At 63.4% G+C, this 24,771-nt stretch carries 21 protein-coding genes and 1 pseudogene; 16 read left to right on the top strand and 6 right to left on the bottom strand.

Annotated elements, in window-relative coordinates:
• Positions 1–9: 9 nt before the first annotated feature.
• Positions 10–924 (bottom strand): TIGR03619 family F420-dependent LLM class oxidoreductase, encoded by a 915-nt coding sequence (locus HPC46_RS28725; RefSeq protein ID WP_179475544.1) that lies wholly within the window; start codon positions 922–924, stop codon positions 10–12.
• A 272-nt stretch (positions 925–1,196) separates the two neighbouring features.
• Between HPC46_RS28725 and HPC46_RS35625 the strand changes: the two genes are divergently transcribed.
• The 7 genes from HPC46_RS35625 to HPC46_RS36000 all read left to right on the top strand — a co-directional run bounded on the left by HPC46_RS35625 (position 1,197) and on the right by HPC46_RS36000 (position 8,700).
• Positions 1,197–1,331, top strand: a complete 135-nt coding sequence (locus HPC46_RS35625) for a hypothetical protein (protein WP_267910033.1) — start codon at positions 1,197–1,199, stop codon at positions 1,329–1,331.
• Positions 1,332–1,489: 158 nt separating this feature from the next.
• Positions 1,490–3,163, top strand: coding sequence for a flavin-containing monooxygenase (locus tag HPC46_RS28720; protein WP_325096810.1), 1,674 nt, complete (start codon positions 1,490–1,492; stop codon positions 3,161–3,163).
• 32 nt (positions 3,164–3,195) lie between these two features.
• Positions 3,196–4,260: an alpha/beta hydrolase family protein gene (locus tag HPC46_RS28715; protein WP_179475552.1), complete on the top strand. Its 1,065-nt coding sequence runs from the start codon at positions 3,196–3,198 to the stop codon at positions 4,258–4,260.
• Between the two features lie 299 nt (positions 4,261–4,559).
• Positions 4,560–6,011, top strand: a complete 1,452-nt coding sequence (locus tag HPC46_RS28710; protein ID WP_218894777.1) for an aldehyde dehydrogenase family protein — start codon at positions 4,560–4,562, stop codon at positions 6,009–6,011.
• Between the two features lie 38 nt (positions 6,012–6,049).
• Complete coding sequence (locus HPC46_RS28705; RefSeq protein WP_179475541.1) at positions 6,050–6,958, top strand: enoyl-CoA hydratase; 909 nt, start codon at positions 6,050–6,052, stop codon at positions 6,956–6,958.
• A 48-nt stretch (positions 6,959–7,006) separates the two neighbouring features.
• The gene (locus tag HPC46_RS28700; protein WP_179475540.1) at positions 7,007–8,182 is read left to right on the top strand and encodes a thiolase family protein; all 1,176 of its coding nucleotides are present in this window, start codon (positions 7,007–7,009) and stop codon (positions 8,180–8,182) included.
• Between the two features lie 29 nt (positions 8,183–8,211).
• Positions 8,212–8,700 (top strand): SRPBCC family protein, encoded by a 489-nt coding sequence (locus HPC46_RS36000; RefSeq protein WP_407665573.1) that lies wholly within the window; start codon positions 8,212–8,214, stop codon positions 8,698–8,700.
• A 21-nt stretch (positions 8,701–8,721) separates the two neighbouring features.
• Here HPC46_RS36000 and HPC46_RS28690 read toward each other — a convergent pair whose 3' ends face one another.
• Positions 8,722–9,519, bottom strand: coding sequence for an SDR family oxidoreductase (locus tag HPC46_RS28690; protein ID WP_179475538.1), 798 nt, complete (start codon positions 9,517–9,519; stop codon positions 8,722–8,724).
• A 329-nt stretch (positions 9,520–9,848) separates the two neighbouring features.
• Between HPC46_RS28690 and HPC46_RS28685 the strand changes: the two genes are divergently transcribed.
• Both HPC46_RS28685 and HPC46_RS28680 read left to right on the top strand, forming a co-directional pair.
• On the top strand, positions 9,849–11,360 hold the full coding sequence (locus HPC46_RS28685) for a class I adenylate-forming enzyme family protein (RefSeq protein WP_325096809.1): 1,512 nt from the start codon (positions 9,849–9,851) through the stop codon (positions 11,358–11,360).
• A 57-nt stretch (positions 11,361–11,417) separates the two neighbouring features.
• Positions 11,418–12,251, top strand: a complete 834-nt coding sequence (locus tag HPC46_RS28680; protein WP_179475537.1) for an SDR family oxidoreductase — start codon at positions 11,418–11,420, stop codon at positions 12,249–12,251.
• Between the two features lie 14 nt (positions 12,252–12,265).
• Here the strand turns inward: HPC46_RS28680 and HPC46_RS28675 are convergent, their stop codons facing one another.
• Positions 12,266–13,759, bottom strand: coding sequence for an aldehyde dehydrogenase (locus HPC46_RS28675; protein WP_179475536.1), 1,494 nt, complete (start codon positions 13,757–13,759; stop codon positions 12,266–12,268).
• A gap of 273 nt (positions 13,760–14,032) precedes the next feature.
• On the opposite strand from HPC46_RS28675, the gene HPC46_RS28670 reads away from it, so the two are divergent.
• The 6 genes from HPC46_RS28670 to HPC46_RS28645 all read left to right on the top strand — a co-directional run bounded on the left by HPC46_RS28670 (position 14,033) and on the right by HPC46_RS28645 (position 22,157).
• Positions 14,033–15,316 (top strand): amidohydrolase family protein, encoded by a 1,284-nt coding sequence (locus tag HPC46_RS28670; protein ID WP_179475535.1) that lies wholly within the window; start codon positions 14,033–14,035, stop codon positions 15,314–15,316.
• A gap of 40 nt (positions 15,317–15,356) precedes the next feature.
• Positions 15,357–15,761: a Zn-ribbon domain-containing OB-fold protein gene (locus tag HPC46_RS28665; RefSeq protein WP_179475534.1), complete on the top strand. Its 405-nt coding sequence runs from the start codon at positions 15,357–15,359 to the stop codon at positions 15,759–15,761.
• A 49-nt stretch (positions 15,762–15,810) separates the two neighbouring features.
• On the top strand, positions 15,811–16,992 hold the full coding sequence (locus tag HPC46_RS28660) for a thiolase family protein (protein ID WP_179475533.1): 1,182 nt from the start codon (positions 15,811–15,813) through the stop codon (positions 16,990–16,992).
• Positions 16,993–17,057: 65 nt separating this feature from the next.
• Positions 17,058–19,385, top strand: coding sequence for a CaiB/BaiF CoA transferase family protein (locus HPC46_RS28655; RefSeq protein WP_233716812.1), 2,328 nt, complete (start codon positions 17,058–17,060; stop codon positions 19,383–19,385).
• 67 nt (positions 19,386–19,452) lie between these two features.
• The gene (locus HPC46_RS28650) at positions 19,453–20,667 is read left to right on the top strand and encodes an amidohydrolase family protein (protein ID WP_179475532.1); all 1,215 of its coding nucleotides are present in this window, start codon (positions 19,453–19,455) and stop codon (positions 20,665–20,667) included.
• A 5-nt stretch (positions 20,668–20,672) separates the two neighbouring features.
• Positions 20,673–22,157 (top strand): aldehyde dehydrogenase, encoded by a 1,485-nt coding sequence (locus tag HPC46_RS28645; RefSeq protein ID WP_179475531.1) that lies wholly within the window; start codon positions 20,673–20,675, stop codon positions 22,155–22,157.
• Between the two features lie 6 nt (positions 22,158–22,163).
• Here HPC46_RS28645 and HPC46_RS28640 read toward each other — a convergent pair whose 3' ends face one another.
• The 3 genes and pseudogenes from HPC46_RS28640 to HPC46_RS35830 all read right to left on the bottom strand — a co-directional run.
• Positions 22,164–23,333 (bottom strand): thiolase C-terminal domain-containing protein, encoded by a 1,170-nt coding sequence (locus HPC46_RS28640; protein ID WP_179475530.1) that lies wholly within the window; start codon positions 23,331–23,333, stop codon positions 22,164–22,166.
• Positions 23,333–23,575 carry a Zn-ribbon domain-containing OB-fold protein gene (locus tag HPC46_RS35835; protein WP_325096812.1) on the bottom strand — a complete coding sequence of 81 codons (243 nt, stop codon included), beginning with the start codon at positions 23,573–23,575 and terminating at the stop codon, positions 23,333–23,335. The genes HPC46_RS28640 and HPC46_RS35835 overlap by 1 nt, the downstream gene beginning before the upstream one ends.
• A gap of 24 nt (positions 23,576–23,599) precedes the next feature.
• Positions 23,600–23,875: pseudogene (locus HPC46_RS35830) on the bottom strand (Zn-ribbon domain-containing OB-fold protein); the annotation flags it as partial.
• A gap of 101 nt (positions 23,876–23,976) precedes the next feature.
• Between HPC46_RS35830 and HPC46_RS28630 the strand changes: the two are divergent.
• Positions 23,977–24,705, top strand: coding sequence for an FAS1-like dehydratase domain-containing protein (locus tag HPC46_RS28630; protein WP_179475528.1), 729 nt, complete (start codon positions 23,977–23,979; stop codon positions 24,703–24,705).
• Positions 24,706–24,771: the final 66 nt, after the last annotated feature.

Below are 24,771 nucleotides of genomic sequence, written 5' to 3'. Positions count from 1 at the left end.
CGGGGTGGTTCAGCGGGCTGCGGACGTGACGAACCGGTCTGCGAAGTTGCGCAAATTCGCGATCACCTCGTGCCGGTCGTCGCCGACCGCGGAGACAATGACCCAGGTGACACCGGCGCCCTCCAGTCCGGCCAGCACTGCCTGCTGCTCGTCGGTTGACTTGCCGTCCAGCATCACCGACGCCGAAAAGCAGATATCCAGCGGTTGCGTCCGGCCGATGCTCGTGCCGTAGGCGCGGGCCCAATCGATCGCTGACTTCAGTTCGTCGACACTTGCGATTCCCGCCGTCCGCGATGCGGCCTCGTAGCCGACGGTGTTGAACGGTGCCCAGCCCTCGTGTCGTGACACTGCGCGGCGTACGGCGATCTTGCTGTTGCCGCCGATCCAGACTGGCGGAGGCGATCCTCCTGGCGGAAGGGGGCGGAACCTAACGCCGCGGGCCGAGAAGTGCGCGCCGTCATAGGCGACGTCCTCGCCGGTGTAGATCTTCGCCAGGACGTCGAGCGCCTCGTCCAGCAGTGCGCCACGGCTGTCGAAATCGACTCCAAGAGCACGGTATTCGGGCCTTAGATACCCCGCCCCCGTGCCGAGGATCAATCGGCGGCCGGAGAGCATGTCGAGGCTCTGAATCATTTTCGCCCCGAGGAAGGGGTTCCGGTAGGCGGCCACGTAGATGTTCGTCAACAGCTTGATGGTCGAGGTGGCGGCAGCGGCGAACGACAGGGCGACGAAGGGGTCAAGGGCGTGGTGGCCGCCGTGGTCAAGCCACTTCGAGTCCGGGGCCGGATGGTCGGTCACGTGGACGGCGTCATAGCCACAACTTTCCGCTGCGGTAGCGATCTCAGCGATAGCCGCGGCGGTAATGAACTCCGCGGCAGCCCCGACCTTTGTTGTCGGCAGCTCGAACGAGTAGTGGAGAGTCACGCTGAGGTGTCCTTTCGGAGAGTTGCTTGCTTGTGGCGGCCCCGCATCGGCCAGTGCCAGGCAGCCAGTGTCTCAGCGGTGATGGCCATAGAGCGAGTAACGAGAGGTGTTGTCGCCGCCCACTGGTCCAAGCCTGCGGGTTCGAGTCGGTACGAGATCGGCTGGTTGACAGCGTAATTCGGGAACGTGCCCGCCGGCACTGGCCGGGTGGGATCTCCGCCGACCATTCGCCGCGGCGAACGGCCGGGCATTCGAGTTCGATCCAGACGCTCATGTCGGGGGTTGACGAGCAAGCGACTGCCGGGCGAGCCGCTATCCGGCACTTCGACACCGCCCTGGCATTTCTTGACCACAGCCGTAATCCGGGGATGGAGCAGTTCGGCCAGGCCGGGCTGGATGCATCCTAGGTCCTCGATCGTCTCGGTGGGGGTGGTCAGATGAGGCATGTGAGAAGTCTGGCTATGAGAATGTAAATTCTCTCTAGACGATATCGAGCATTTGCGTAGGATGCCATGGCATGCGTGGCAATGGATCGCGCATGGGATTCATAGGAGAAGGAGCCACCGTGGTTAGCGCCGATACGGCCGTCGGGAATGTGAACCAGAGTTCGGGCGCGACTGACTTCGATGTCGTCGTGATCGGAGCCGGATTCGCTGGCCTCTACGCACTGCATCGATGCCGTGAGATGGGCTTTCGTGCGGTGAGCCTCGAGAAGGCTGACTCGGTCGGCGGCACGTGGCTGTTCAACCGCTATCCGGGTGCGCGATGCGATATCGAAAGCATTGAATACTCCTACAGCTTCTCCGAGGAGATCCAGCAGGAGTGGGTGTGGACGGAGAACATGCCCGCTCAGCCCGAGATCGAGGCGTATCTCAACTTCGTCGCCGACCGGCTCGACCTTCGCCGCGACATCAAATTCACCACCCATGTGGTGGCCATGCAGTGGAATGACGCCGACGCGACGTGGACGATCCGCACCGAGGGCGGGGAGACTTTCACCGCTCGCTTCGTGATCGCGGCTTCGGGGATCTTGTCCGTGCCTCTAGAACCGACCATCGAAGGTATGGAGTCATTCGGCGGAGAGTCGCTGTTCACCAACCGCTGGCCGCGCGAGAACGTCTCCCTTGCGGGTAAGCGGGTCGGCATCATCGGCACCGGATCGACAGGTGTACAGGCAATACCCGTCGTCGCCCGGGAGGCGGCCCATCTCACCGTGTTCCAGCGTTCGCCGGCCTACACGTTGCCCTGGGAGGTCCGCAGCTTGGACGACGGCGAACTTGACGAGATGAAAGCGCGCTACCCGGAGATCAGGGCGGCCCAGCGAGAGCACTTCGTCGGCGCAGCCAGGTTGACCGCCTTCTCGTTCATGCTCGGCATGATGGAGCGCCCGCGCCTCCTGGCCGCATCCGAAGAAGAGCGTCGGCGCGCGGTTGAGGAAGAAGGTGTCAAAGGGGCACTGAACTGGAGTGACGTCTTCACCGATATGGAAGCGAATGACCTTGCGCGGAAGCTCTACGGTCAGGCTATCGCCAGAATCGTAACGGATCCCGACACTGCCGCGGCGCTGGTGCCCAGTCACGCGTTCGGTTGCAAACGGCCGATCATCGACCAGGGCTACTACGAAACGTACAACCGTGACAACGTCACGTTGGTCGACCTGCGCAAGGGGGCGCTCAAACGGGTGATCCCCACCGGCATCGAAACCGAGCAGGGTACCTATGACCTCGATGTGATCATTTACGCCACGGGCTTCGACGCCATGACCGGTGCGCTGACCAAGATGGACATCCGCGGGCGTTTGGGGCAGTCGCTGCGTGATCGTTGGAACAGCGACGGCGCCGGCTCCTACTTGGGATTGGCGGTGGCTGGCTTCCCCAACCTGTTCGTCGTCCAGGCCCCCGGCAGCCCCGCTCCGTCGAGCAATTACATAGCCGTGATGGAGGCCAATGTCGAGTGGATGACCGATTGCCTGGCCCACCTTCGGGACCGGGGCCATCGCACCATCGAGGCGACGGGACAGGCCCAGCAGGAGTGGATGGAGCACACCACCTCGATGGTGAAGGGATCGCTGTTCACCCATCCCTCCTGCAACTCCTGGTACAACGGGGGCAACGTGGCCGGCAAGAAGAAGATGTACATGGGTTACATCGCCGGGATACCCGAATACCGTCGACGCTGTGACGCAGCCGCGGCCGACGGATATGCCGGCTTCGACATCGATTCGGCACCATCGACGTGATCCCGTTGCGCCAGGCGATCCGTGACGTCGGCATGGTTGTGCCGCGCTCGGTGGCCGAGGTTCGCGCCAGCCCAGGTTGGGACCCCCTGCGGGTCAGTGGTATACGCCGTTTATGCGAGGTCGCGACCGACGAAATGGCTCTCGCGGGAATGACGTTGACGGGTCCGATGGGTGGGCTGCAGCGCCCGGCACACGACTACGACAGGGTCGCCGCCGAACTTGTCTCGCTCGGTATCGACCGCGCCCACGTCGATCCTGCCGCCCTGTGCCCCATGGCAATTACTTCGCACCGTCTCGGGCGCGTGCGCTACGAACGGATGATCTACCGTCACCGTCCGGACCTGCCCCCGGTGCTCGAGGCCGAAGGTTGCGGGGGGCCCGCTGACGGTGTTGTGCATCTGATCCGTCACCCCGACGGTCCGCGGCCATGGCTCATATGGGTCCACGGAACAGGAATGGGCGGGCCCGCCGATATCGTCGCATCCCGGGCATACCGATTCTTCAGCAGACTGGGCTTGAACGTCGCCCTGCCGATCCAACCCGGCCAGGGCGTCCGTCGTCGGGCTTGGCCGGCCTACCCGGCCATCGATCCGATCAACAACGTTGCCGGCATGATGCGCACGATTTCGGAGGTACGCGCGGTAGTCCGGTGGGTCCAGCCGCAGGCGACGAGCATCACCGTCGCCGGGCTGTCGTTGGGCTCGGCGGTCGCCGCGTTCGTTTCGTACCTCGAGCCTCAAGTGGACGCGGTCGCACTGTACGTGCCCATTCTCGGGCTCAACCAGATGATCGCCCAGCATCATCAGCGCTGGGGTGATGCGGGCGCCGAAATTGCCAAGGTCATGCAATCCGATGCTGTGTCGGCTCTCATGTCCGTCGTCGATCCGTTGGCCGTGGTACCCGGCGCACCGCAGGACGATCGAATGATCGTCGGAGCGTGGCATGACCGGATGGCGCTGCGGCACCCAGCAGAACTCTTGCACGAGAAATGGAAGGGCACGCTGCACTGGCACGACGGTGGCCACGTCGGCGTCATGCTCTCCAGTGCCGTCACCTCCATCACCGAGGACTTCCTCCGCCGGGCCGTGTCAGCATGAGCGAAATCACGTGCCGTCCGGCAGTGTTGGAACTCTTCGTCGACCCGCCGGTAGTGGGTCGCGCCGCCGTGGCGGTGCCGAGGATAGATGGGATATGGACGTTCTATATACTCGAGAAGACATGTTCTCATTCGTGATCAGACTCGGGCCAGCGCTCGAAGGGGCTTCTAGGCCGACGGCGGCCGCGTGTAGTGCGGCCAGTCTCATACCGGACCGCCAATACCCAGCAATGCCTTGCCATCCCACTCGCGGCGCCGGACACCGCTTCTAACACAGGAGAATTCATGCACGAACACCGAATGCTCATCGACGGACAGCTGGTCGACGCCCAAGATGGCAAGACCTTTCAGAACATCAACCCGACCACGGAAGAAGTGCTGGGTAATGTCGCCGACGGCTCCCGTAGCGATGCGGAACGCGCGGTGGCCGCGGCCCGACGGGCGTTTGACAACACAGATTGGGGCCGTGATCGCGAAGGCCGCAAGCACAGCCTCCTGCAACTACAGAAGGCTTTGGAGGCCGAGCGCGAGGATTTCCGTGCAGAGCTGATCGCCGAGGTCGGATGTCCGGTGCTGCTGACCCATGGCCCCCAATTGGACGCGCCGATCAACGAAGCGATCAAATGGCCTGCCGAACAGATCGACACCTTCCCGTGGACGCGGTCGCTGGGCCAGAAGGATCCATTCGGCTGGGGCATGATCGCCGAGCGGGAGGTCTGGAAGGAACCGGTCGGCGTTGTTGGCGTGATCGTCCCGTGGAACTTCCCGGTCGAGATCACCTTGAACAAGCTCGGACCGCTGCTGGCCATGGGCAACACCTGCGTGATCAAGCCCGCCCCGGATACCCCGTACAACGCCACGCGGTTGAGCCGGCTGATCGCCGAACACACCGACATCCCGCCGGGTGTCGTCAATATCGTCACGTCATCCGATCACTCCGTTGGCGAGGTCCTGTCCACATCTCCCGATGTGGACATGGTTGCTTTCACCGGATCCACGGCCACCGGAATGAGAATCATGGCGGCCGCATCGACTACGTTGAAGTCGACGTTCCTCGAGCTCGGGGGCAAATCGGCCAACATCATTCTTGACGACGCCGACTTTCCGTCCGCGGTCGGCACGGCGGCGGCCGTGTGTACTCACGCCGGCCAAGGCTGTGCAATTTCCACGCGCCTGCTGGTGCCGCGATCGCGTTATCAGGAAGCGGTTGACATCGTCACCGAGGGGATGAAGAACGTCGGTTACGGCGACCCCAACGATCCGTCGAACTTGCAAGGGCCGCAGGTGTCCAAGCGTCAGCGGGACAGGGTGCTCGGCTACATCGAGAAGGGCAAGGCAGAAGGCGCCAAATTGGTTGTCGGCGGTGGGATTCCCGCGCACCTGCCCAAGGGGTTCTTCGTCGAACCGACCCTGTTCATCGATGTGGACAACAAGATGACGATTGCGCAAGAAGAGATCTTCGGGCCCGTCCTGGTCGTCATCCCGTTCGAGGACGACGACGATGCGGTCCGGATTGCCAATGACTCGCCCTACGGCCTGTCCGGGCAGATCACCTCCGGCGATATCAACAGGGCACGCGAGGTGGCCAGCCGGATCCGAACCGGAACATTGGGTCTCAACGGCGCTATCTGGTACGGGGCTGACGCCCCGTTCGGTGGATACAAGCACTCCGGCGTCGGACGCCAGTGTGGAATCGAAGGTCTGGAGATCTTCACGCAGACCAAGACTGTGGCCGTACCTCCGCAACTCTGACGCGACCACCGTCCACCGCTGACTCACGGAGCCCCCACATGTCTGATTTCGAATTCGTCAAGTACGAGGTCCTCGACGAGGGGCGCATCGTGCGCATCTCGCTGAACCGACCCGAACAGCGCAATGCGCAAAGTCGAGGCATGCTCGTGGAACTCAACGAGGCATTCCTGCAGGCCGAAGCTGACGACACCGTTCGGGTCGTCATCCTGGCCGGTGAGGGGCCGATGTTCTCATCCGGGCACGACATCGGCTCCAAACAGGCAATGGCTGAGTACTCACCCGGGCCGGGGCAGCACCCCACCATGACCGTCAACGGTGGTACTCGGGCGGGGACCGAGAGTCGAATGCTTCAGGAGTGGCATTACTTCTTCCAGAACACTCTGCGATGGCGCAATCTGCGCAAGATCACCATCGCGCAAGTGCACGGCGATGTGTTTTCGGCTGGCCTGATGTTGATGTGGGCTTGCGATCTCATCGTCGGCAGCGAAGAGGTCCGATTCGCTGATGTCGTCGGGACCCGCCTCGGTATGTGCGGTATGGAGTACTTCGGCCACCCCTGGGAATTCGGTCCTCGCAAGACCAAGGAGCTCATGCTCACCGGTGATGCCATCGACATCCATGAAGCGCACCGGCTCGGCATGGTGAGCAAAGTTTTCCGGCGCGAAGAACTCCCAGAGCGCACCCTGGACATGGCCCGCCGGATCGCCTCGGTCCCGACCGTGGCCGCCCTGCTGGTCAAGGAGTCCGTAAACCAGACGGTCGACAACATGGGTTTCTACAACTCGCTGCAGGCGTGCTTCTCACTTCACCAGATGAACCACGCGCACTGGGCCGAGGTACGTGACGACGGTGGGGCGGTTGCGGGTGAAGAGCACGGCGTCCCCAACTGGCGGACAGCACCACCGATAGTCACCGCGGTCAAGGATCAGGTCCGAGCCGCCGAATAGCTCTAGTCCACAACCGATTTCCACTCAACAAGTGATAGAAGGACTCTCATGTCGAAACCCGTAGTTGTAGGCGCCGCTCGTACCGCGATCGGCCGGGCCTTCAAGGGATCACTGGTGAATACCACACCCGAAGAGTTGGCGACCACCATCTTGGAGGCGGTCGTCGAGCGGTCTGGGGTCGACCCGGCGTCGATCGACGACGTCATGTTCGCCGAATCACACTACGGGGGAGGCGATCTCGCGCGCTACGCTGCGGCTAAGCTCGGTATGTACACAGTGCCAGGTCAGGCTCTGAACCGGCACTGCGCCGGCAGCCTCACCGCGGTAGCCAACGCGGCCGCGCAGGTCAATTCCGGGATGGATCGCGCCGTCGTTGCCGGTGGCGTGCAGTCGTTGTCGATGACGCCGCTGATGAAGGTCCGCATCCCAGGACCGGACCTCGAATTCGAGGACATGTGGATCCCGCCCACGCACCCCGAGACGGCGGAGGCGCCAACCCGTGATATGGCGATCACTGTGGGGTGGAACACTGCGAAAGCGGTCGGAATCAGCAGGCGCGACATGGACGAATGGGCGTTACGGTCGCATCAACGGGCGATCAAGGCGATCGATGACGGCGTGTTCGTCGACGAAATCGTTCCGCTCAAGATCACCGGACCCGATGGTTCGGTGACAAGTTTCACCGTTGACGAATTCCCGCGCCGCGGCACCACGATGGAGCGTCTGGAAGCTCTGCCGGTGTTACACCCCGAGATTCCCGACTTTTCGATCACGGCGGGCAACAGCAGCGGCACCAATGACGCGGCCGCCGCTTTGGTCGTGATGGATTCTGAGGCCGCGTCGACTGCTGGGCTCAACGCACTCGGGACGGTACGGGCATGGGCGTCAGCCGGTGTCGAACCGAAAGACACCGGCCTCGGAGCGGTCGCTGCGATCGGTAAGGTGCTCGACCGCGCTGGCTTGTCAGCCCGAGACGTCACCCTCTGGGAGATCAACGAGGCGTTCGCATCTGTACCGATTGCCGCGTGCCTGGAGTTCGGTATCGACGAGGAACTGGTGAACATCTACGGAAGTGGCTGCAGCCTCGGGCATCCGATTGCCGCCAGTGGTGCACGGATGCTCACGACGCTGTTCTACGAGTTGAACCGTCGCGGTGGTGGCATCGGTGTGGCCGCGATGTGTGCGGGCGGCGGCATGGGCGGCGCCGTCGTTATCGAGGTCTGACCAGCGTGTCAGTCCGGCGGCACTCGGAGATGCGGGATTGTGGTCCGGTTGATCTCGTAGAGCTGCATCGGCCGACGCTCACTGCAGCCGTTGATATTCCGGTACAGCCGAATCAGCTCTTCGAGATCCTTGAGGACGCCGAGGCGTGGCCGCGGTGGTTGACCGCGATTACGAAGGTTGTGTGGACGAGTGCCGACCCCAAGGGTCTGGGGACGACCCGCACAGTGGAGATTGGACGTGGGTTCGTCGCCAACGAGGAGTTCATTTGTTGGGAGACGAACCGACGGATGGCTTTTCGATTCACCGATTGCTCGCGGCCAGTCTTTCGAGTCTTCGCAGAGGACTATCGAATCGAATCAATCGACCAGGGATGCCGACTGACGTGGTCCGTGCTGGTTCGTCCTCGTGGGATACCTGAGTCGTTGGTCAAGGTCACCCGTCCGCTGCTGGCGATGGCTCTCCGGCACAACCTGGACAGGTTGCGCACATACGCGGTGACCCGCTACCACCAGGTGTAGCTCAAGGGCTACCGCCAACGATCAGCCGATGTGTCGCGGTGCCAGGGTGACCGATTCCGCGACCACAGAGGGATTGTCGCGGGCGGCTGCCACCAGTGATGCCAACGTATTCGCGACGTCGGCGATCTCCGACATCTGCGGCGGGATCTGGCCGTGATCCTTCCACGCACGATACAACTCGGCCAGCAGATGGCGGTCGGCTCCCCGCAGTATCTCGCTGTCCTTGGTTGGTCCGATCGCGACTCGGATGAGTGACAACTCTGGATGCTCGCTGCGCCACGACCGCAGGAGCTCGTCCAGAGCCGCCTTGCTTGCGTTGTAGGCGGCTACCCCGGCGCGGGGGCGACCCACGTCGTGACTCGACGCGATCAGAACCACCGAGGACTGCGACAGGTGGGGCATCACCGCGCGCAGCAGGTGTGACGCGCCCACCGCATTCACCGAGAACGCGTGCAACCAGGTGGTGACGTCTGTGTCTTGAACGTGTGCGAACGGTAGGACGGCAGAGGTGAAGACGACGGCATCGATTCCGCCCAGCGCGGCAATTGCATTCTCCACCGTCGTCTCAATCTCGGGTGGCCGAGAGACATCCAGCTCGTAGGCAAGACCATTCACACTGTCGGCCAAGGGTTTCAGACGATCGATCCGGCGTGCGGCTAACGCCACCGAAGCGCCCCGGGCCGCCGCCGCGACGGCGAAGGCCTCACCGATACCTGACGAGGCGCCGACAACGAGTATCCGCGTTCCAGAAAGGTCTCGATGCCGAGCTCTCGGCTGGGACCTGTCGAGCTGACTGGGTCCGTTTTGGTGATCGCTCACCGCTCGATCGATCCTTTCGTTTGTTTGTCACACCTGCGCGTGCAGCGCATCTTCCGCCACCCGCGGTGAGAAGAACAACATGCGATACTGAGAACGGAGATTACCACAGCAAGTCCCTGGTAGGACCGTTCCATCCAGCAGGCTACGACAGGCCTTCGAAACCCTCGCTATGTAACAGCGACCACACGAAGCACTCGTGCCATTTACGCGTACTGATGACATTAGACACTCATAGACATTAGTCAGTTAATGACGATACAGTGGGGTGAACCCATGGCTCAGGGCTGCGATCGGGCGGTCCGTGGCTGCTCACGGCGACAGAAGAGGGCGTGTTTGTGAACGTGTCGATACTGCTCGATATGGTGGTCGACGGGTTGGGCGATCGCCCGCTTCTCGGGCGGCGCGAGCGCACGTATACGGCACCTGAGGTGGCCGCGTTGTGCGACTCGGCGGCAAACCTATTGACTGAGCGAGATGTGAAGGCACTGGTCTACCTCGACGTCAATGGGCCGTGCTTCACGATCGCTTTGTTCGCGGCCGCCCGAGCCGGTATTCCGCTTGTCCCGTTGAACTATCGTCAGAGCGCTGACCAGATAGTCAGTCTGCTCGCCAAGCATCCGGGCGCACTGGTGATTACTTCTGAACAGTTCGAAGATTCGTGCTCGGCCGCTGGGCTCGCAACGGTCACCCGGGACGAGTGGCTTGCCGAGTTATCGGCCAGCCCCGCCGCGTCGCCCTTCGAAGCGCCGCAGGATCCGGAAACCCCGGCGGCCATCATCTACACCTCAGGTACGACGTCGGAACCCAAAGGGGTTGTGCTCAGGCACGAGAATCTCACCAGCTATGTGATGGGATCGGTCGAGTTCGCTGGTGCCGCTGAATCCGAGGCTGCTTTGGTGAGTGTGCCGCCGTACCACATTGCTGCGGTTGCCAACGCCATCACAAATTTCTATGCCGGGCGGCGGACTGTCGTTCTGGAACAGTTCAGTGGTGAAGAATGGCTGGAAACCGTTCGTTCCGAGGAGATTACGAACGCCCTCGTCGTTCCAACTATGCTCGCGCGGATCATCGACGCCGACGGGGACCGCAGTGCGCCATCGTTGCGCACTCTTTCGTATGGCGGCGCGGCGATGCCTCGGCGGGTGATCGAGAAGGCGCTCATCGAATGGCCGCACGTAGGTTTCGTCAACGCCTACGGTCTTACCGAGACGAGTTCGACCATCGCGGTGCTCGGCCCCGAGGACCATCGAGATGCAGTTGACTCCGCCGACGAGAACGTCCGGCGCAGACTCGGTTCCGCCGGCCAGGTCTTGCCGACCGTCGAGATCGAGATCCGGGGTGCCGACGGTGCGGTCCTCGCGGCGGGTGAAGTGGGCCGCATCTGGGTGCGTGGCGAGCAGGTATCGGGGGAGTATTCAGGGACGGGTTCGGTGCTGGACGGCGCCGGCTTCTTCGATACCCGCGACGAGGGGTACCTGGATGTCGACGGCTACCTGTTCATCGGGGGTCGAACTGACGACACCATCATCCGCGGTGGCGAGAATATTGCACCTGCGGAAATCGAAGCGGTCCTTCTCGCTCACGAAGCCGTGGCCGACGCGGTGGTTGTGGGCGTCTCGGACGTCGAATGGGGACAACGTTTGGAAGCCGTCATCGTCACAGCCCCGAACGCACATATCGCTTCACATGACCTCCGCGAGTTTGTCAGAACACGGCTACGCGGATCCAAGACCCCTGACACGATTCACGTTTGGGATGAACTGCCGCGCACCGAGACGGGCAAGTTGGTGCGGCGGCACGTGCTCGCGAAGTTGAATGCGGAATCTGAGCGTTCGTCCTGACCGCGCAAGCCGTCTCAAGAGGGATGATTGCGGATGAGATCTTGCGGAGGTAATCACATGCCGACATCGTCGCTGGAGGGCCGCGTCGCCCTCGTGACCGGGGCGGGCCGGGGGATCGGTCGCGCGCACGCCCTGCTGATGGCTCAGCGCGGCGCGAGAGTCGTGGTGTCCGACCTGGGTGTCGGCTTGGACGGTGCCGGCGGGGACAGCAGCGTGGCCGAGGGCGTGGTCGCCGAGATCCTCGCCGCCGGTGGCGAGGCTGTCGCAGATTGCAACGACATCGCCTCGTTCGCCGGTTCGGCTGCGGCGGTCGACGCCGGGGTGCAGGCGTTCGGCAAGGTTGACATCGTCGTCAACAATGCTGGGCTCCCGGGCGGCGCGGCGATTGAGGACCTCACCGAGGAGCAACTCCAACGTGCACTCGCGCTGCACCTATACGGCCCACTCGGCGCGGCCAAAGCCGCCTGGCCGATGATGCGGGCGCAAGGTTGGGGCCGAGTTATCAACACCGTCTCGGAAGAGGCCTTTCCCGCGAAAGCGGACCTCGGTCGAGGGGGACTCGGCTTGATTTACGGCCCGGCGAAGGCAGCGGTGTGGTCAGCGACCATAGGCCTGGCCAACGAGGGCCGAGCCTGCGGGATCACCGTCAACGCGATCTCGCCGGGGGCGTTCACCCGCATGAACGCAAGCGTGTTCGAGAAATCGCCGACAACCCTGGACCTCGATCCGGTTCACGTCGCCCGGGTGGCGGCCTGGCTCGCCTCCGACGATGCCGCTGATGTGACCGCGACGGTGATTCACGTTGCCGGCGTACATCGGCGTGAGTATTCGATGCGGCGGCACGCCGACACCGCAGTGATCGCCCGCATCGACTCTGCGATCGGCGGATGACGTTCACGTACAGCCTATTTCAGGCTGTACCCGGCCGGGACATCCTCGAAGATCGAAAACTTGGCCTCAAGGTATTCCCCGAGGCCCTCGGTGCCGCCCTCACGGCCCAATCCGGACTGCTTGAAGCCCCCGAAGCTGACCCCGAAGTCGGTGCGGCAGGCGTTGTGGCCGACCGTGCCGGCGCGCAACCGCGAACCCACGGCCTTGGCCCGGTTGACATCGGCGGTGTACACCGATGCGTTCAAGCCGAAAACCGTGTCGTTGGCCAGTGCGACCGCGTGGTCTTCACTGTCCGCGGGTATGACGACCAGAACCGGGCCGAAGATCTCCTCCTGCGCGATCGTGGATCTGTTGTCCACATCGGCGAAAAGCGTTGGCTCTACGTAGAATCCGCGGTCAAGATGCTTCGGCCGTCCACCGCCGGTCACCAGTCGTTGCCCCTCAGCGATGCCCTTGGCGATGTATCCCTCGACACGCTCGCGCTGCCGTGCACCGGCCAGCGGGCCCATCTGGCTCTCCGCGGCGTAGGGGTCGCCGACCTTGACCGCGGCGAACCCGGCGGCAATCGCATCGACGAGTTCGTCGTGACGCTCCTTACCGACGATGATGCGTGTCAGCGAGGAGCAGACCTGCCCGGTCAAGAAAATCTCGTCGCCTACGATCTGCGCCGCCGCGGCATCCAGATCCATATCGTCGAGGATGACCGCGGCCGACTTGCCACCCAGTTCGAGGGTGCACCGCGCCACCCGCTCCGCACAGATGCCTGCGATGCGCTTGCCGGTGGCAGACGATCCGGTGAAGGCGATTTTGTCGACGCGCGGGTCGCGGACGAGCAGTTCGGAGACCGATCGCTCAGCTGTGAGGATATTCAGCACACCGGGCGGCAGGCCGGCCTCCTTGGCGGCTTCGGCCAGCAGGTAGCCCTCGCCCGGCGCTTCGGACGCCATCTTCAGCACGACGGTACAGCCTGCGATGAGGGCCGGGGCGATCTTGGTTGTCGACAGGAACAGCGGGCCATTCCACGGCACGATCCCGCCGACCACGCCGACCGGCTCGCGAGTCAGCAACCCGAAGGCGCCGCCGGCGGTCGGCATGGCCGGTTCTTCGAAGCTGTAAGTATCGGCCATCGACGCGTAGAACCGAAGCCGATTGGCGGCGTCGGGGCAGTCGTTGACTGCATAGGCCATGATCATCCCGGATTCGCGGGGGAAGATCTGCAAGTTGCGCTCGTTCTTGGCCTCGAGCGCGTCGGCGAAGGCCCGCATGTACTCGGCCCGCTGGGCCGGCGTCAGCCGGGGCCACGGCCCGGTGTCGAACGCGGTCCGCGCGGCCGTGACGGCCCGGTCGACGTCGGCCGCCTGCGCTTCGGCGACCCGGAAGTAAACGTCCTCAGTATGCGAATCGATGACGTCGATCATCGCGTCGCTACTGGGCTTCGCCCAGTCGCCGTCGATGAAGAACTTGTCAGTATTGGTAAGTGGCGCGGTGGGCAGTTGCGTCGTTGTCACATTGACCTCCGTGTCGTCGTACGTCGTGTGCCCGTCGTCAACGGTACCGGTGAGGGTTGCACTCCCGGCCCGAAAGCTGGATTCGCGAACGGATTTCGGGCACCGGCAAACCAAGGCTTCTTGGTGTTCTTGTATACACTAGCCCTATGTGCTTGTATACGACTATCGTGAGAATGAGCGTTCTCCGAGTTTGTCATGCAGCATTCGCAGCGAACTCTCGCAGCACGTCGTTGACCACTTGATTACGAGCCGAATTTAGCGAAGGGACTAGCGATGGAAGCCGACGATCTCATCCTGATCAGTGTGGATGACCACATCAGCGAACCCGCCGACATGTTCGAAGCACACGTGCCCGAAAAGTACAAGGAGTTCGCGCCGCGCGTCGTCGCCGAGGCCAATGGCACCCAGCAGTGGTACTACGGCAACATTCGAGGCCGTAACCTCGGGCTGAACGCCGTGGCGGGCAAACCCAAGGAGATGTACAACCTCGACGCGTCGCGCTACGACGATATGCGCCCCGGTTGCTACGACGTGCACGAGCGGGTTCGCGACATGAACGCCGGCGGCACGTTGGGCGGGCTCAATTTTCCCAACTTCACCGGCTTCTCGGGCCAGGTGCTCAATCAAGGCCCGGACAAAGACATCAACACCATCATGATCAAGGCGTATAACGACTGGCACGTCGATGAGTGGTGCGGGGCATACCCGGGTCGGTTCATCCCGGCCGGCCTGTTGCCGCTCTACGACGTCGAAGAGGCCGCGAAGGAATTGAAGCGACTCGCCAACAAGGGTTGTCACGCGGTGGTCTTCTCCGAGAATCCCGAAGCGCTGAACATGCCGACTATCCACAGTGACGCCTGGGACCCGCTCTTCAAGGCCGCGTCCGACGAAGGCACCGTGATCTGCTGCCATCTCGGTTCGTCCTCGCGTACCCCGCAGCTAACGGCCGACGCCCCGCCGAACGCGGTGATGGCCGCCGCCCCGATCATGACCATGTTCACCATGCTCGACCTCATTTGGGCGGACTTCTGGGGCAAGTTTCCCGACTTGAAGTTCTCCCTCACCGAGGGCGACATCGGTTGGATCCCGTTCTTCCTGTGGAAGTCGGAGCATGTTCTGGAGCGGCAGAGCGGCTGGACCAAGCACAAGATGCCCCCGGGCTACGACACCCCCACCGACGTCTTCAAGAGGCACATCTTCTCGTGCTTCATCAATGATCAGGTGGGTCCGCACCTGCTCGACTGGTTCAACATCGATCATGTGTTCTGGGAGTCGGACTATCCGCATTCCGATAGTGAGTGGCCGAATTCGCCTGAGCAAGCGATCCGGACGCTCGGGCACCTGCCCGACGACGTCATCAACAAGATCACCCACGAGAACGCGATCAACGCATACCAATTCGATCCGTTCAAGTACCAGCCCAAAGATCAGTGCACCGCGGGTGCCCTGCGTGCGTTGGCCACCGACGTCGACACCGTCACGATCGCCGGTCGCGCTGCCGATCAGCGCGATATCGACATGTGGAACAAGACCGAGTGGGCGACCAACAAGAAGTAGTGAGCCGCTAAGCAGCATTGCCGAAGGGATGTAGAGACAGGTGACCGCGGAGGCCTCTGAGGATGTGTTCGACCGCTTCGCGACCGAGTGGATCGACCGCGACAACGTCGAGTTTTACCGCGGGCTGCTGCGCCGTCAGCTGTTGGTGAATCGGTGCGCGGATTGCGCGAAGTGGTATCAGCCACCGTGGCCGACATGTCCCAATTGCTGGTCGGCAAGCGTGACACCCACCGCGGTCAGCGGAAGGGGAGTGGTGCACACCTTCACGGTCGCGCCCAGGGCCGAGCACGCGCTGGCCGTTATCTCGCTCGCCGAGCAAGACGATCTGCGCGCTTCGGGCTTAGTCGTGGGTGTCGCGCCCGGGGACGTAACCATCGGCATGGCGGTCGAGCTCGAGTGGCTGGATCGCTGCGGTAATCCCGTACCCGCCTTCAAACCCGTATGAGCAACGACGAGAACGGAACCGCGACCGATATGACGACAGCAGCGCCGCGATGACCCGGCGCTATCCAGCACGTGACCAAGTTGCCATCGTCGGTGTCGGTACTACAGAGTTTTCCAGGGACTCCGGTCGAAGCGAGCTCGCCCTGGTCGTGGAGGCATGCCAGAACGCCATCCGCGACGCGGGTCTGGTCAAGGAGGACATCGACGGCCTGTCCGGCGACATCTTTCGCAACGAGATCGTCCAGAGCGCGCTGGGAATTCCGGAGACGGGTTGGTCGGTAAGCTGCCTGACCGCGTTCAACATCCAGATGACCAACGCCATGATGGCGGTGGCCTCGGGGGTGTGCGAAACCGTGCTGGTGCATCATTCGATGTATCGGACGCCGATGTTGTCGGCGTCGGCGGCCAAGGATCCCTTCCGCAAGCGCGCCGGCGAGTATCAGCACGCCAGGCGGCCGCAGAGTCACTGGCCCGACTCGATTGCCGGCGAAACGTCGGTGTATGCACCCTGGGCGAGAAAGTATTTCGACACCTACAAGGCCCGGCCGGAACACCTTGGCTACATCGCCGTCAATGCGCGCAGCAATGCCCGGATGAATCCTCACGCGGCGGTGACTGATCCGTTGAGCATCGACGACTATCTGCAGGCGCCGATCCTGTGGGATCCGCTGCGGATGCTCGACATGGAGTTCCCGGTGGACGGGTCTGACGCATTCGTCGTCACCACCGCCGAACGAGCCCGCGACCTGCCGCACACACCTGTACTCATCCATGCCGCAGTAGCAGGCCAGACCGATCGCACCGCAGAGGAAAACCTTCGCGACGTCGACCATTCCAGTCAGGGCGTGGTCAGCCGGCGGCTGTGGGACGTCAGTGAACTCACACTCGACGACGTCGATGTGTACAACCCGTTCGACGGCTTCACCATCACCACCTTGAAGTGGTTCGAAGACATCGGCTGGTGCGGTCTCGGAGAGGCCGGAGACTTCATCGACGACAATTGGGAGGCTGCCTCGGGCCGGATCGTGATCAACGGCAGGGTTCCCGTTAACACTCACGGCGGCAACATGTCTGAGGGTGCGTCGCAAGGTAGCGGCCATATTCGCGAGGCCGTTCACCAGCTTCGCGGAGACGCCGGCCAACGCCAAGTAGACGGAGCGCGCGTCGCGTTGGTGACCTCCGGCGGGTTCTTCTTCACACCCGGTGCGGTGATGCTCCGCACTGCAGATTGATCACAGGCGTAGAGGCTGCGAGAATGGTCATTTCCGGTGACCGACGAGCATGGAGGATGTGAGACATGGCAGGGCCACTGCAGGGGCTTCGGGTCATCGACTGTACGTCGGGAATGGCCGGCGCCAAGGCGGCCGGAATTCTCGCGGACTACGGCGCGGACGTAATCTGGGTCGAACCGCCGGGCGGGGACCCGTTCCGGCGCGAACTCGAGGTGGCGTACTCGGTATTCAACCGCAGCAAGCGCGGTATCACGTTGGATCTGCAGGACTCCGATGGCCGCGAGCGACTCTTGGCGCTCCTCGACAGTGCGGACGTGTTCATCCAGAGCTGGCAACCCGGGGTAGCCGATCGACTCGGTGTGGGTTACGGCGCTGTGCACGAACGCAATCCGGCGCTGGTCTACTGCTCCATCTCGGGTTTCGGCGCCGACAGTGAACACCGGGACCTGCCAGGCCACGAGGCCCTTGTGCACGCCCTTCTCGGTACGATGGGCGATCAGGCGGGTTTCCGCGACGGTCCGATCTTCGTCGGCGTGCCCTCGGCCAGCTCCGGTGCGGCATATCTCGGTCTCATCGGGATCTTGTCCTCGCTGTACCGGCGCAAGACCGATGGTTGGGGACGCCATGTGGAAACGTCGCTTCTCGACGGCATGATCGCCTATGTTTCGCAGAGTTGGGGATATAGCGCTCGCAACAAGGAGCGCTACCGCACGGGCGGAACGCGGTTCTACATCAAGACTCTCCGCTGCGCCGATGACGAGTACATCGGCGTGCACACCGCGGCCAGAGGTGCCTTCGACCGCCTCATGGCGTTGGTCGGCATCGACGATCGGGTGCTGCCGGTGGACGGTTCGGAGGCCAGCACACCGCTGAGCGAGTCCGAAGAGGTCGCGTTGGCGGAGATTCCCGAGATCTTTGAAACTCAGCCCCGCAAGGTCTGGCTGGAGCGACTTATCGAAGCGAACATCTGCGCGATCCCCGTGCTTCGGCCGACCGAGGTGTTCGACGAGCCGCAGGCGGTCCACAACGAGATGGTCGTCAACGTGACCGATCCGACGCTGGGCCCGGTGCAGCAGATCGCGCCGCCGATCAAACACGGACGCACTCCTGCGCAAGTGGGCGGTGGGGCACCGACAGTCGGGCAGCACACCGACGAGGTCTTGGCTGAGTTGCGCTCGGGGGCATTGCCCAAGCCTCCTAGCGTCTCCGAACTCGGGCCGATCGATGAACGGCCGCTGCTGGCGGGACTGAAGGTCCTCGACATCGGCCACTGGTTCGCCGGGCCCTATGCGTCGCGGCTGATGTCCGACCTCGGCGCCGATGTGATCAAGGTGGAGCCCCCGATCGGTGACCCGATGCGCGGCCTCGAGCGCCCGTTCAGCAGCGCGCAGGCCGGCAAGCGGGCGATGGGTGTGGACTTCACGAACCCCGATGTGGGACAGATCCGTTCGGGCCTGATCGAATGGGCCGATGTCGTGCACCACAACCTGCGTCCAGGCGCGGCCGAGCGGTTGGGGATGGGCTACGAGCAGGTCCGCGAGCTCAACCCCGACGTGGTGTACCTGCACGCGACGGGCTGGGGCATCGGGGGCCCCGACGTCAACAGACAGAGTCTCGCACCGTTGATGGCCGGATACGTCGGAGCGGACTACGAAGCCGCGGGTCTGTACAACCCGCCGGTGGACCCGGTGGCCAACGAGGACTCCGGCGGAGGCCTGCTCGGAGCCGTCGGTGCCCTGATGGCGCTGTGGAATCGGCAGCAGACCGGGAAGGGCCAGTTCCTCGATTCGCCGCACTTCCATTCGGCGATGGAAGATATGTGCCATGTCGTGCGCGCCGGCGATGGAACCATCCTGGGCGCCGGGCGCCTCGACGCGCTGCAGATGGGCGTCAGTCCCTTGCACCGGCTGTACGAAACCTCCGACGGGTGGATCGTCGTGGTTGCCGCCAACGACACCGATATCGCAGCGCTGGGGCGGGTGCTGGACGTCGAGATCCTCGGTGATGAGAGGTTCAGCACGGCGGAACTGCGCGAAGCGAACGCCTACGAACTCGAGGACGCGCTCTTCGGGCGGTTCCTTGGCCGTACAACCGGTGATCTGCTCGCCGCGCTGCGCGCCGCGGGGGTGCCCGCCGCGGAGCCGGTGTACGAGAACAACCGGCGTTTCATGGACGACCCAGACAACCTCCGGCTCGGACGAGTTGGTGAATTCGACCACCCCCGCTATGGCCTGACTCGGCAGCCCGCACAACTGATCAGATTCCAGGGCGCCACGGTGCCCGCGCTGCGGCGGGCACCTGAACTCGGTGAGCACACCGACGAGATCCTGGCCGCGATCGGGATCCCGGCCGATGAGGTGGCCAGCCTGCGCGATGCCGGGGCCATCAGATGACCAGCTCGGCTCAGGGTCGAAAGTAATTGAGAGACAGATACTTCAAGTTTCAGGGAGAGGAACGAAGATGACTTCCGAGATCGTGGCAGATGAGAAGATGTGGGTGTACTCGGGCGATGCACACGTGCTGGAACCGGACACCCTCTGGAGCGAGCGCATGACGGCCGACATGGCCGAGCGCATGCCCCGCAGCGAGAAGATCGACGAGCGGACCGAGGTCCTGCATGTCGACGGACAGTCCTTCGAGCGCAAGATCGGGCGCAACCCCGAGATGACCAAAGAAGACCTGATTGCCGCGGGTGCGTGGGTCGAGGGCTCGGCACACCGGCAGGAGGGCATGACCTTCACCGAGATGGGCGGCTTCGATCGCCCACCGGGCGCGTGGGATCTTGAGCTGCGTCTGAAAGACCTTGACCACGAGGGCATCTGGGGCGAGATCGTCTACCCGTCGATCGGTCTGTGGAACGGCTTGATCAAGGATCCGGTGCTGTACCGCGAAGGCGTACGCGTGATGAACGACTGGCTCAAGGAGACGTTCATCGACAAGACCAAGCGTTCGATTCCCGCGGCCGAGGTATCGACCAGGTCTGTGGAGGACGCCGTCGCCGAGGTCAAGCGCGTCGCCGATATGGGGTTCAAGGCGATCAGCCTGCCGTCCGGGCTTGATGAGGACGGCATCGGCGACTGGAACTACGACGTCTGGGAACCGCTTTGGGCCGTCTGCGAAGAGATCGGGATGGTCCTCGGCATCCACATCGGCTCGGATGCCAAGGCGCCAGACGGCGGATCGCCAGGTTCGGTATACCACGGTCCAGGCGGCGCGATCATCAACTGGGTCGAGACGGTATTCGGTGGCCAGCGCGCCACCACCATGCTGGTGGCCTCTGGCGCGCTGGACCGCCATCCCAATCTGAAGGTCCTCGTATCCGAGGGTGGCGCTACCTGGGTGCCGTTCATCGCCGACCGCATGGACGAGGCATACCGGCAGCACGGAATCTACGTGCGGCCCAAGCTGTCCCGGCTGCCCAGTGAGATCATCTACGACCAGGTGTACGCCTCGTTCCAGCACGACAAGTCCGCGGTGCAGGCCTACCTCGCTATGGGATACAAGAACGTCATGTGGGGAAGCGACTATCCACATCTCGAGGGCACATTTGGCCACACGCAGAAGGTGCTCCACGAGCTCTTCGACGGCGTGCCCGAGGAGGCTCGCTACCAGATCACGCAGGGCAACTTCCTCGATCTGTTCCCCAGCGTCGGCGAGCCGGAATTCGTGGCGTAGGTACGGTGGCGATCGCCAGCGGACCCGCCGCGCTACTGAAGAACACCGACTGCCTCTTCATCGGAGGCGAGTGGGCCGAGCCCTCCACCGGCAATAAGATCCGGGTGAGCGACTCAACCACAGAGGAAATCTTCCTTGAGGTCGCCGAGGCTCGGGCCGACGATATGAGTCGCGCGGTCGGCGCCGCCCGGGCGGCTTTCGATCGCGGCCCGTGGCCACGTATGACGCATGCCGAGCGCGCCGTATATCTGCGTGCGATCGCCGAATACCTGCTGACCCGCGGTGAGGATATCGGCCAGATCTGGCCGCGGGAGACGGGTGCGCTGCAATCGGTGGCCCGCGCCGCGGGCCAGGATGGCTTTGACATCTTCACCTCCTACGCCGATCAGGCGGACACCTTCGGGTGGGTGACGCCGATGACGCCGACGTTCGGTGAGGCCGGGTACCTGATCCGGGAGCCGGTAGGGGTGGTGGGCGCCATCATCCCGTGGAACTCGCCGATGCGGCTGATCGGCTACAAGGTCGCCCCGGCGCTCATCGCCGGATGCACGGTGGTGTTGAAGGCATCCCCGGAGGCACCTGCGGAGGCCTATATCTTCGCCGAGGCCGTCGAGGCGGCCGGGTTACCGCCGGGCGTGGTGAACGTCGTCACGGCGGACCGCGAGGTGTCCGAGCTGCTGGTGCGCGACCCGCGTGTCGACAAGATCACCTTCACGGGGTCGACGGCCGCAGGCCGCATCATCGGGTCAATCTGCGGCGAGCGCGTCGCGCGCTGCACGTTGGAGCTCGGCGGGAAGTCGGCGGCGGTGATCCTCAACGACATCGATATCGCCAAGACCGCAACGCATTTGATGCGTCAAGAGTGTTTGTTGACCGGACAGTCGTGTTCTTCGCTGACACGTGTCATCGTGCCGGTCAAGCGTCACGACGAGATGTTGGAGGCGTTGGCCACCGAGTTCCGTGGGGTGCGCGTCGGCGACCCGTTCGATCCGGATTCCCAGATCGGGCCGCTGGTGTCGGCGCGCCAGCGTGATCGTGTCGAGTACTACATCGCCAAGGGCATCGAGTCCGACGCCGTCTTGGCGGCCGGCGGCAAACGCCCGGATCATCTGCCGCGTGGCTATTACATCGAACCAACAGTCTTCGGCAACGTCGACAACTCGTCGGTGATCGCGCAGGAAGAGATTTTCGGACCCGTGGTTGCGGTGATACCGGCGGCCGATGAGGATCATGCGGTGGAGCTCGCTAATGACACCATTTTCGGGCTGAACGCCTCGGTGTTCACCGATGATGTGGAGCGGGCTGTCGACGTAGCTAGGCGACTGCGATCGGGAACTGTGGGGCACAACGCCTTTCGAACCGACTTCGGGATCGCATTCGGAGGCTTCAAGCAGTCGGGTATCGGGCGTGAGGGTGGGACAGAGGGGATCTTGCCTTTCACGGAGTCGAAAACGCTTATCCTCAAGCGCAAATCGGCGCAGCTGCCCTGACTCCCCTTACGGGATCTCATTTCCGAGCACCAAAGTGCCTGAGGCGGCGAAGTATGCCGCGACACCGTGGGCGACGCTGATGCGCACGCCGTCGACCTGCGCCGGCGCAGTGCCGCGCAGCTGGCGTACAGATTCCTGGATCGCAAACATGCCGTACATCCCGGTATGCGCATAGCACAGGCCGCCACCGTTTGTGTTCGTCGGGAGTGAGCCACCGGGCGCGGTATTGCCGGCGGCGATGAACTCGCCCGCCTCACCGCGACCCACGAACCCGAGATCCTCCAGGCCGTAGATCGGATTGTGGGCGAACGCGTCATAGATCATCACGTGGTCGACATCGGCTTGCGTGACACCGCTTTCCGCAAACGCCGCAGCGCCCGACACCTGGAAGGCCCGCGACGTGGTCATGTCCTGCATCTGGGAGATCATCGGGGTTTCCGCTGACTCGCCAGCGCCCAGCAGATAGACGGGGGGATGGGACAGATCCATGTCACGCGCGCGTTCCGCCGAGGTGATGATCACCGCGCCGCCGCCGTCGGCGACAAGGCAACACTCCATCTTGTGCATCGGGTAGGCGACTAGCGGGGAAGCGAGCACATCCTCGACAGTGATCGGCTCGCGAGCCAGTGCTCGTGGGTTCATTGCGGCCCACTTGCGTTGTGCCACCGGCACCGATGCCAGTTGCTCGTGGGTCAGGCCTGTTTCCTTCATGAAACGCAGCACACCGATCGGGAAGAGGCTGGGCGCACCCCATGGGCCGTACGGTCGCTCGAACTGAGCCCACGGCGACGTGCGGTCCGGCGGCATACCCGGCACACCGACACCGGAGCGCCCCGACTCGCCGTGGGTGATGAGTGCGACCTGACACATGCCGGTAGCGATAGCCGCGGCCGCGTGACGAACCAGCATCATGAACGAGCCGCCACCGACCGACGTACTGTCGATCCACTTCGGGGTCAATCCGAGGTAGTGGGAGATCACGACCGGGCTGACCGGGGTGATGTTGACGCTGCCGGTCGTCGCGACTCCGTCGATCTCTTTGGGATCGATTCCGCAGTCCGCCACGGCATTACGGGCAGCGTCGAGGTGTAGGCCCAGGACTGACATATCCGGGATCTTGCCCAGTCGGGTGGTCTCGCTGGCGCCGACGATCGCGGCCACTCCCCGGATGCCCATCAGGGTGTTCCGGCCGGCTGGAACTGGGGAACGGCGACATCACCGCGCTGTTCGAATGTGACCTCCAACGGCATGTCCAGGACGAGATTCTCGGGCACGTTCTCGATACCGAGAATGTTGGACATCATCTTTGGGCCCTCGTCGAGTTGCACCAGCGCGATCGCATAGGGGACGTCCCCACCGAAACCGGGGGCCGCGCGGTGGCTGATGACATATGAGTGCAAAGTGCCGCGTCCGCTCACCGCCTGCCATGTGACGTCCGCCGACCAGCACGACGGGCAGAACGGCCGCGGGGGGAAGTAGAACTCGTCACAGCCTGAGCACTTCTGGAGCCGCAACTCTCCCTGTGCGCAGCCATTCCAGAATGGCTCGGTTTCGGGCGTGGCTTGCGGTGCGAATTTGGCTGCGTCCGATGGCGTGTCAGGTGCCAAGGTGTCCTCATCTTCGCTCGGTGTTGGTCGACGTACATGCGCTCCTGCGCGGTTTGCAGGATAACGGCGCGGTGGCCCGCGAAGTTGACTCACGGGCCTGCTCGCGTGCATTATGTCTACACGTATACAAGAGTACTAGCGAGGTTCCTCGGTTGACGTTAGGAGTCTCGAATGAAAAGAACAAACCTTTCCGGCAAGGGGTGAGGGACCGCGTGGCGACGATCACCGACGAGGCACTGGATCAACTCCGCGCGAAGGTCGGGAAGCCCCGGCTCACGCGTGAGGAACCGACACTCGAAGAAGCGTCGAAGGACGCGATAAGGCAATGGGCCAGGGCGATCGGCGACCGTGACCCGCGGTGGACCGACGAAGACTATGCGTCACAGACGCCGGCGGGCGGCATCATCGCGCCGCCGAGCATGATCTATGGCTTCTCATTGCAGGCGATCGGAGATCGCAGCGGGCTGCCGGGGGTGCACTCGTTTTTCGGAGGTGCCGAGCACGAGTGGTATCTGCCGATCCGGCGCAACGATCGCATCGATGTCTCGGTCAAGCTACTGGACGTCGCCATCCGGCACGGCGAGTTCGCTGGGCGCTCGGTCAAGCAAACCTCGGAGGTGCTGTTCACCAACCAGAACGGAGAACTTGTCGCGAAGTCGATGCCGTGGGGCATCCGTACAGAACGCGGTATGGGGAGTAAGGGGTCTAAGCACAAGGACCTGTCGCCGGCCGAGTACACCAACGACGACATCGAACGAATCGCGCAGCTCTATGCGGAGGAGCCGTCGAAAATCCGGGGGAGTGTGCCGCGATACTGGGACGACGTCGCGGTCGGCGACAGCCTCGGCGAGCTTATCCGCGGTCCGTGGACCGCAACGAAGGTTGCGTCCAGCAGAGTGGTGTACGAGTCGGACCTGATCAGCGGTACCGGCGTGTCGTAGCCGGATGAATGAAGGTCATCGCGTGATTCTTCGAGAGACCCGCGAAAGTCACTCGAGCAAAGGAAT

It is taken from the genome of Mycolicibacterium vinylchloridicum (assembly GCF_013404075.1).
In the GTDB taxonomy this organism is placed as follows: domain Bacteria; phylum Actinomycetota; class Actinomycetes; order Mycobacteriales; family Mycobacteriaceae; genus Mycobacterium; species Mycobacterium vinylchloridicum.
This window is presented reverse-complemented; position numbering and strand designations above follow the sequence as displayed.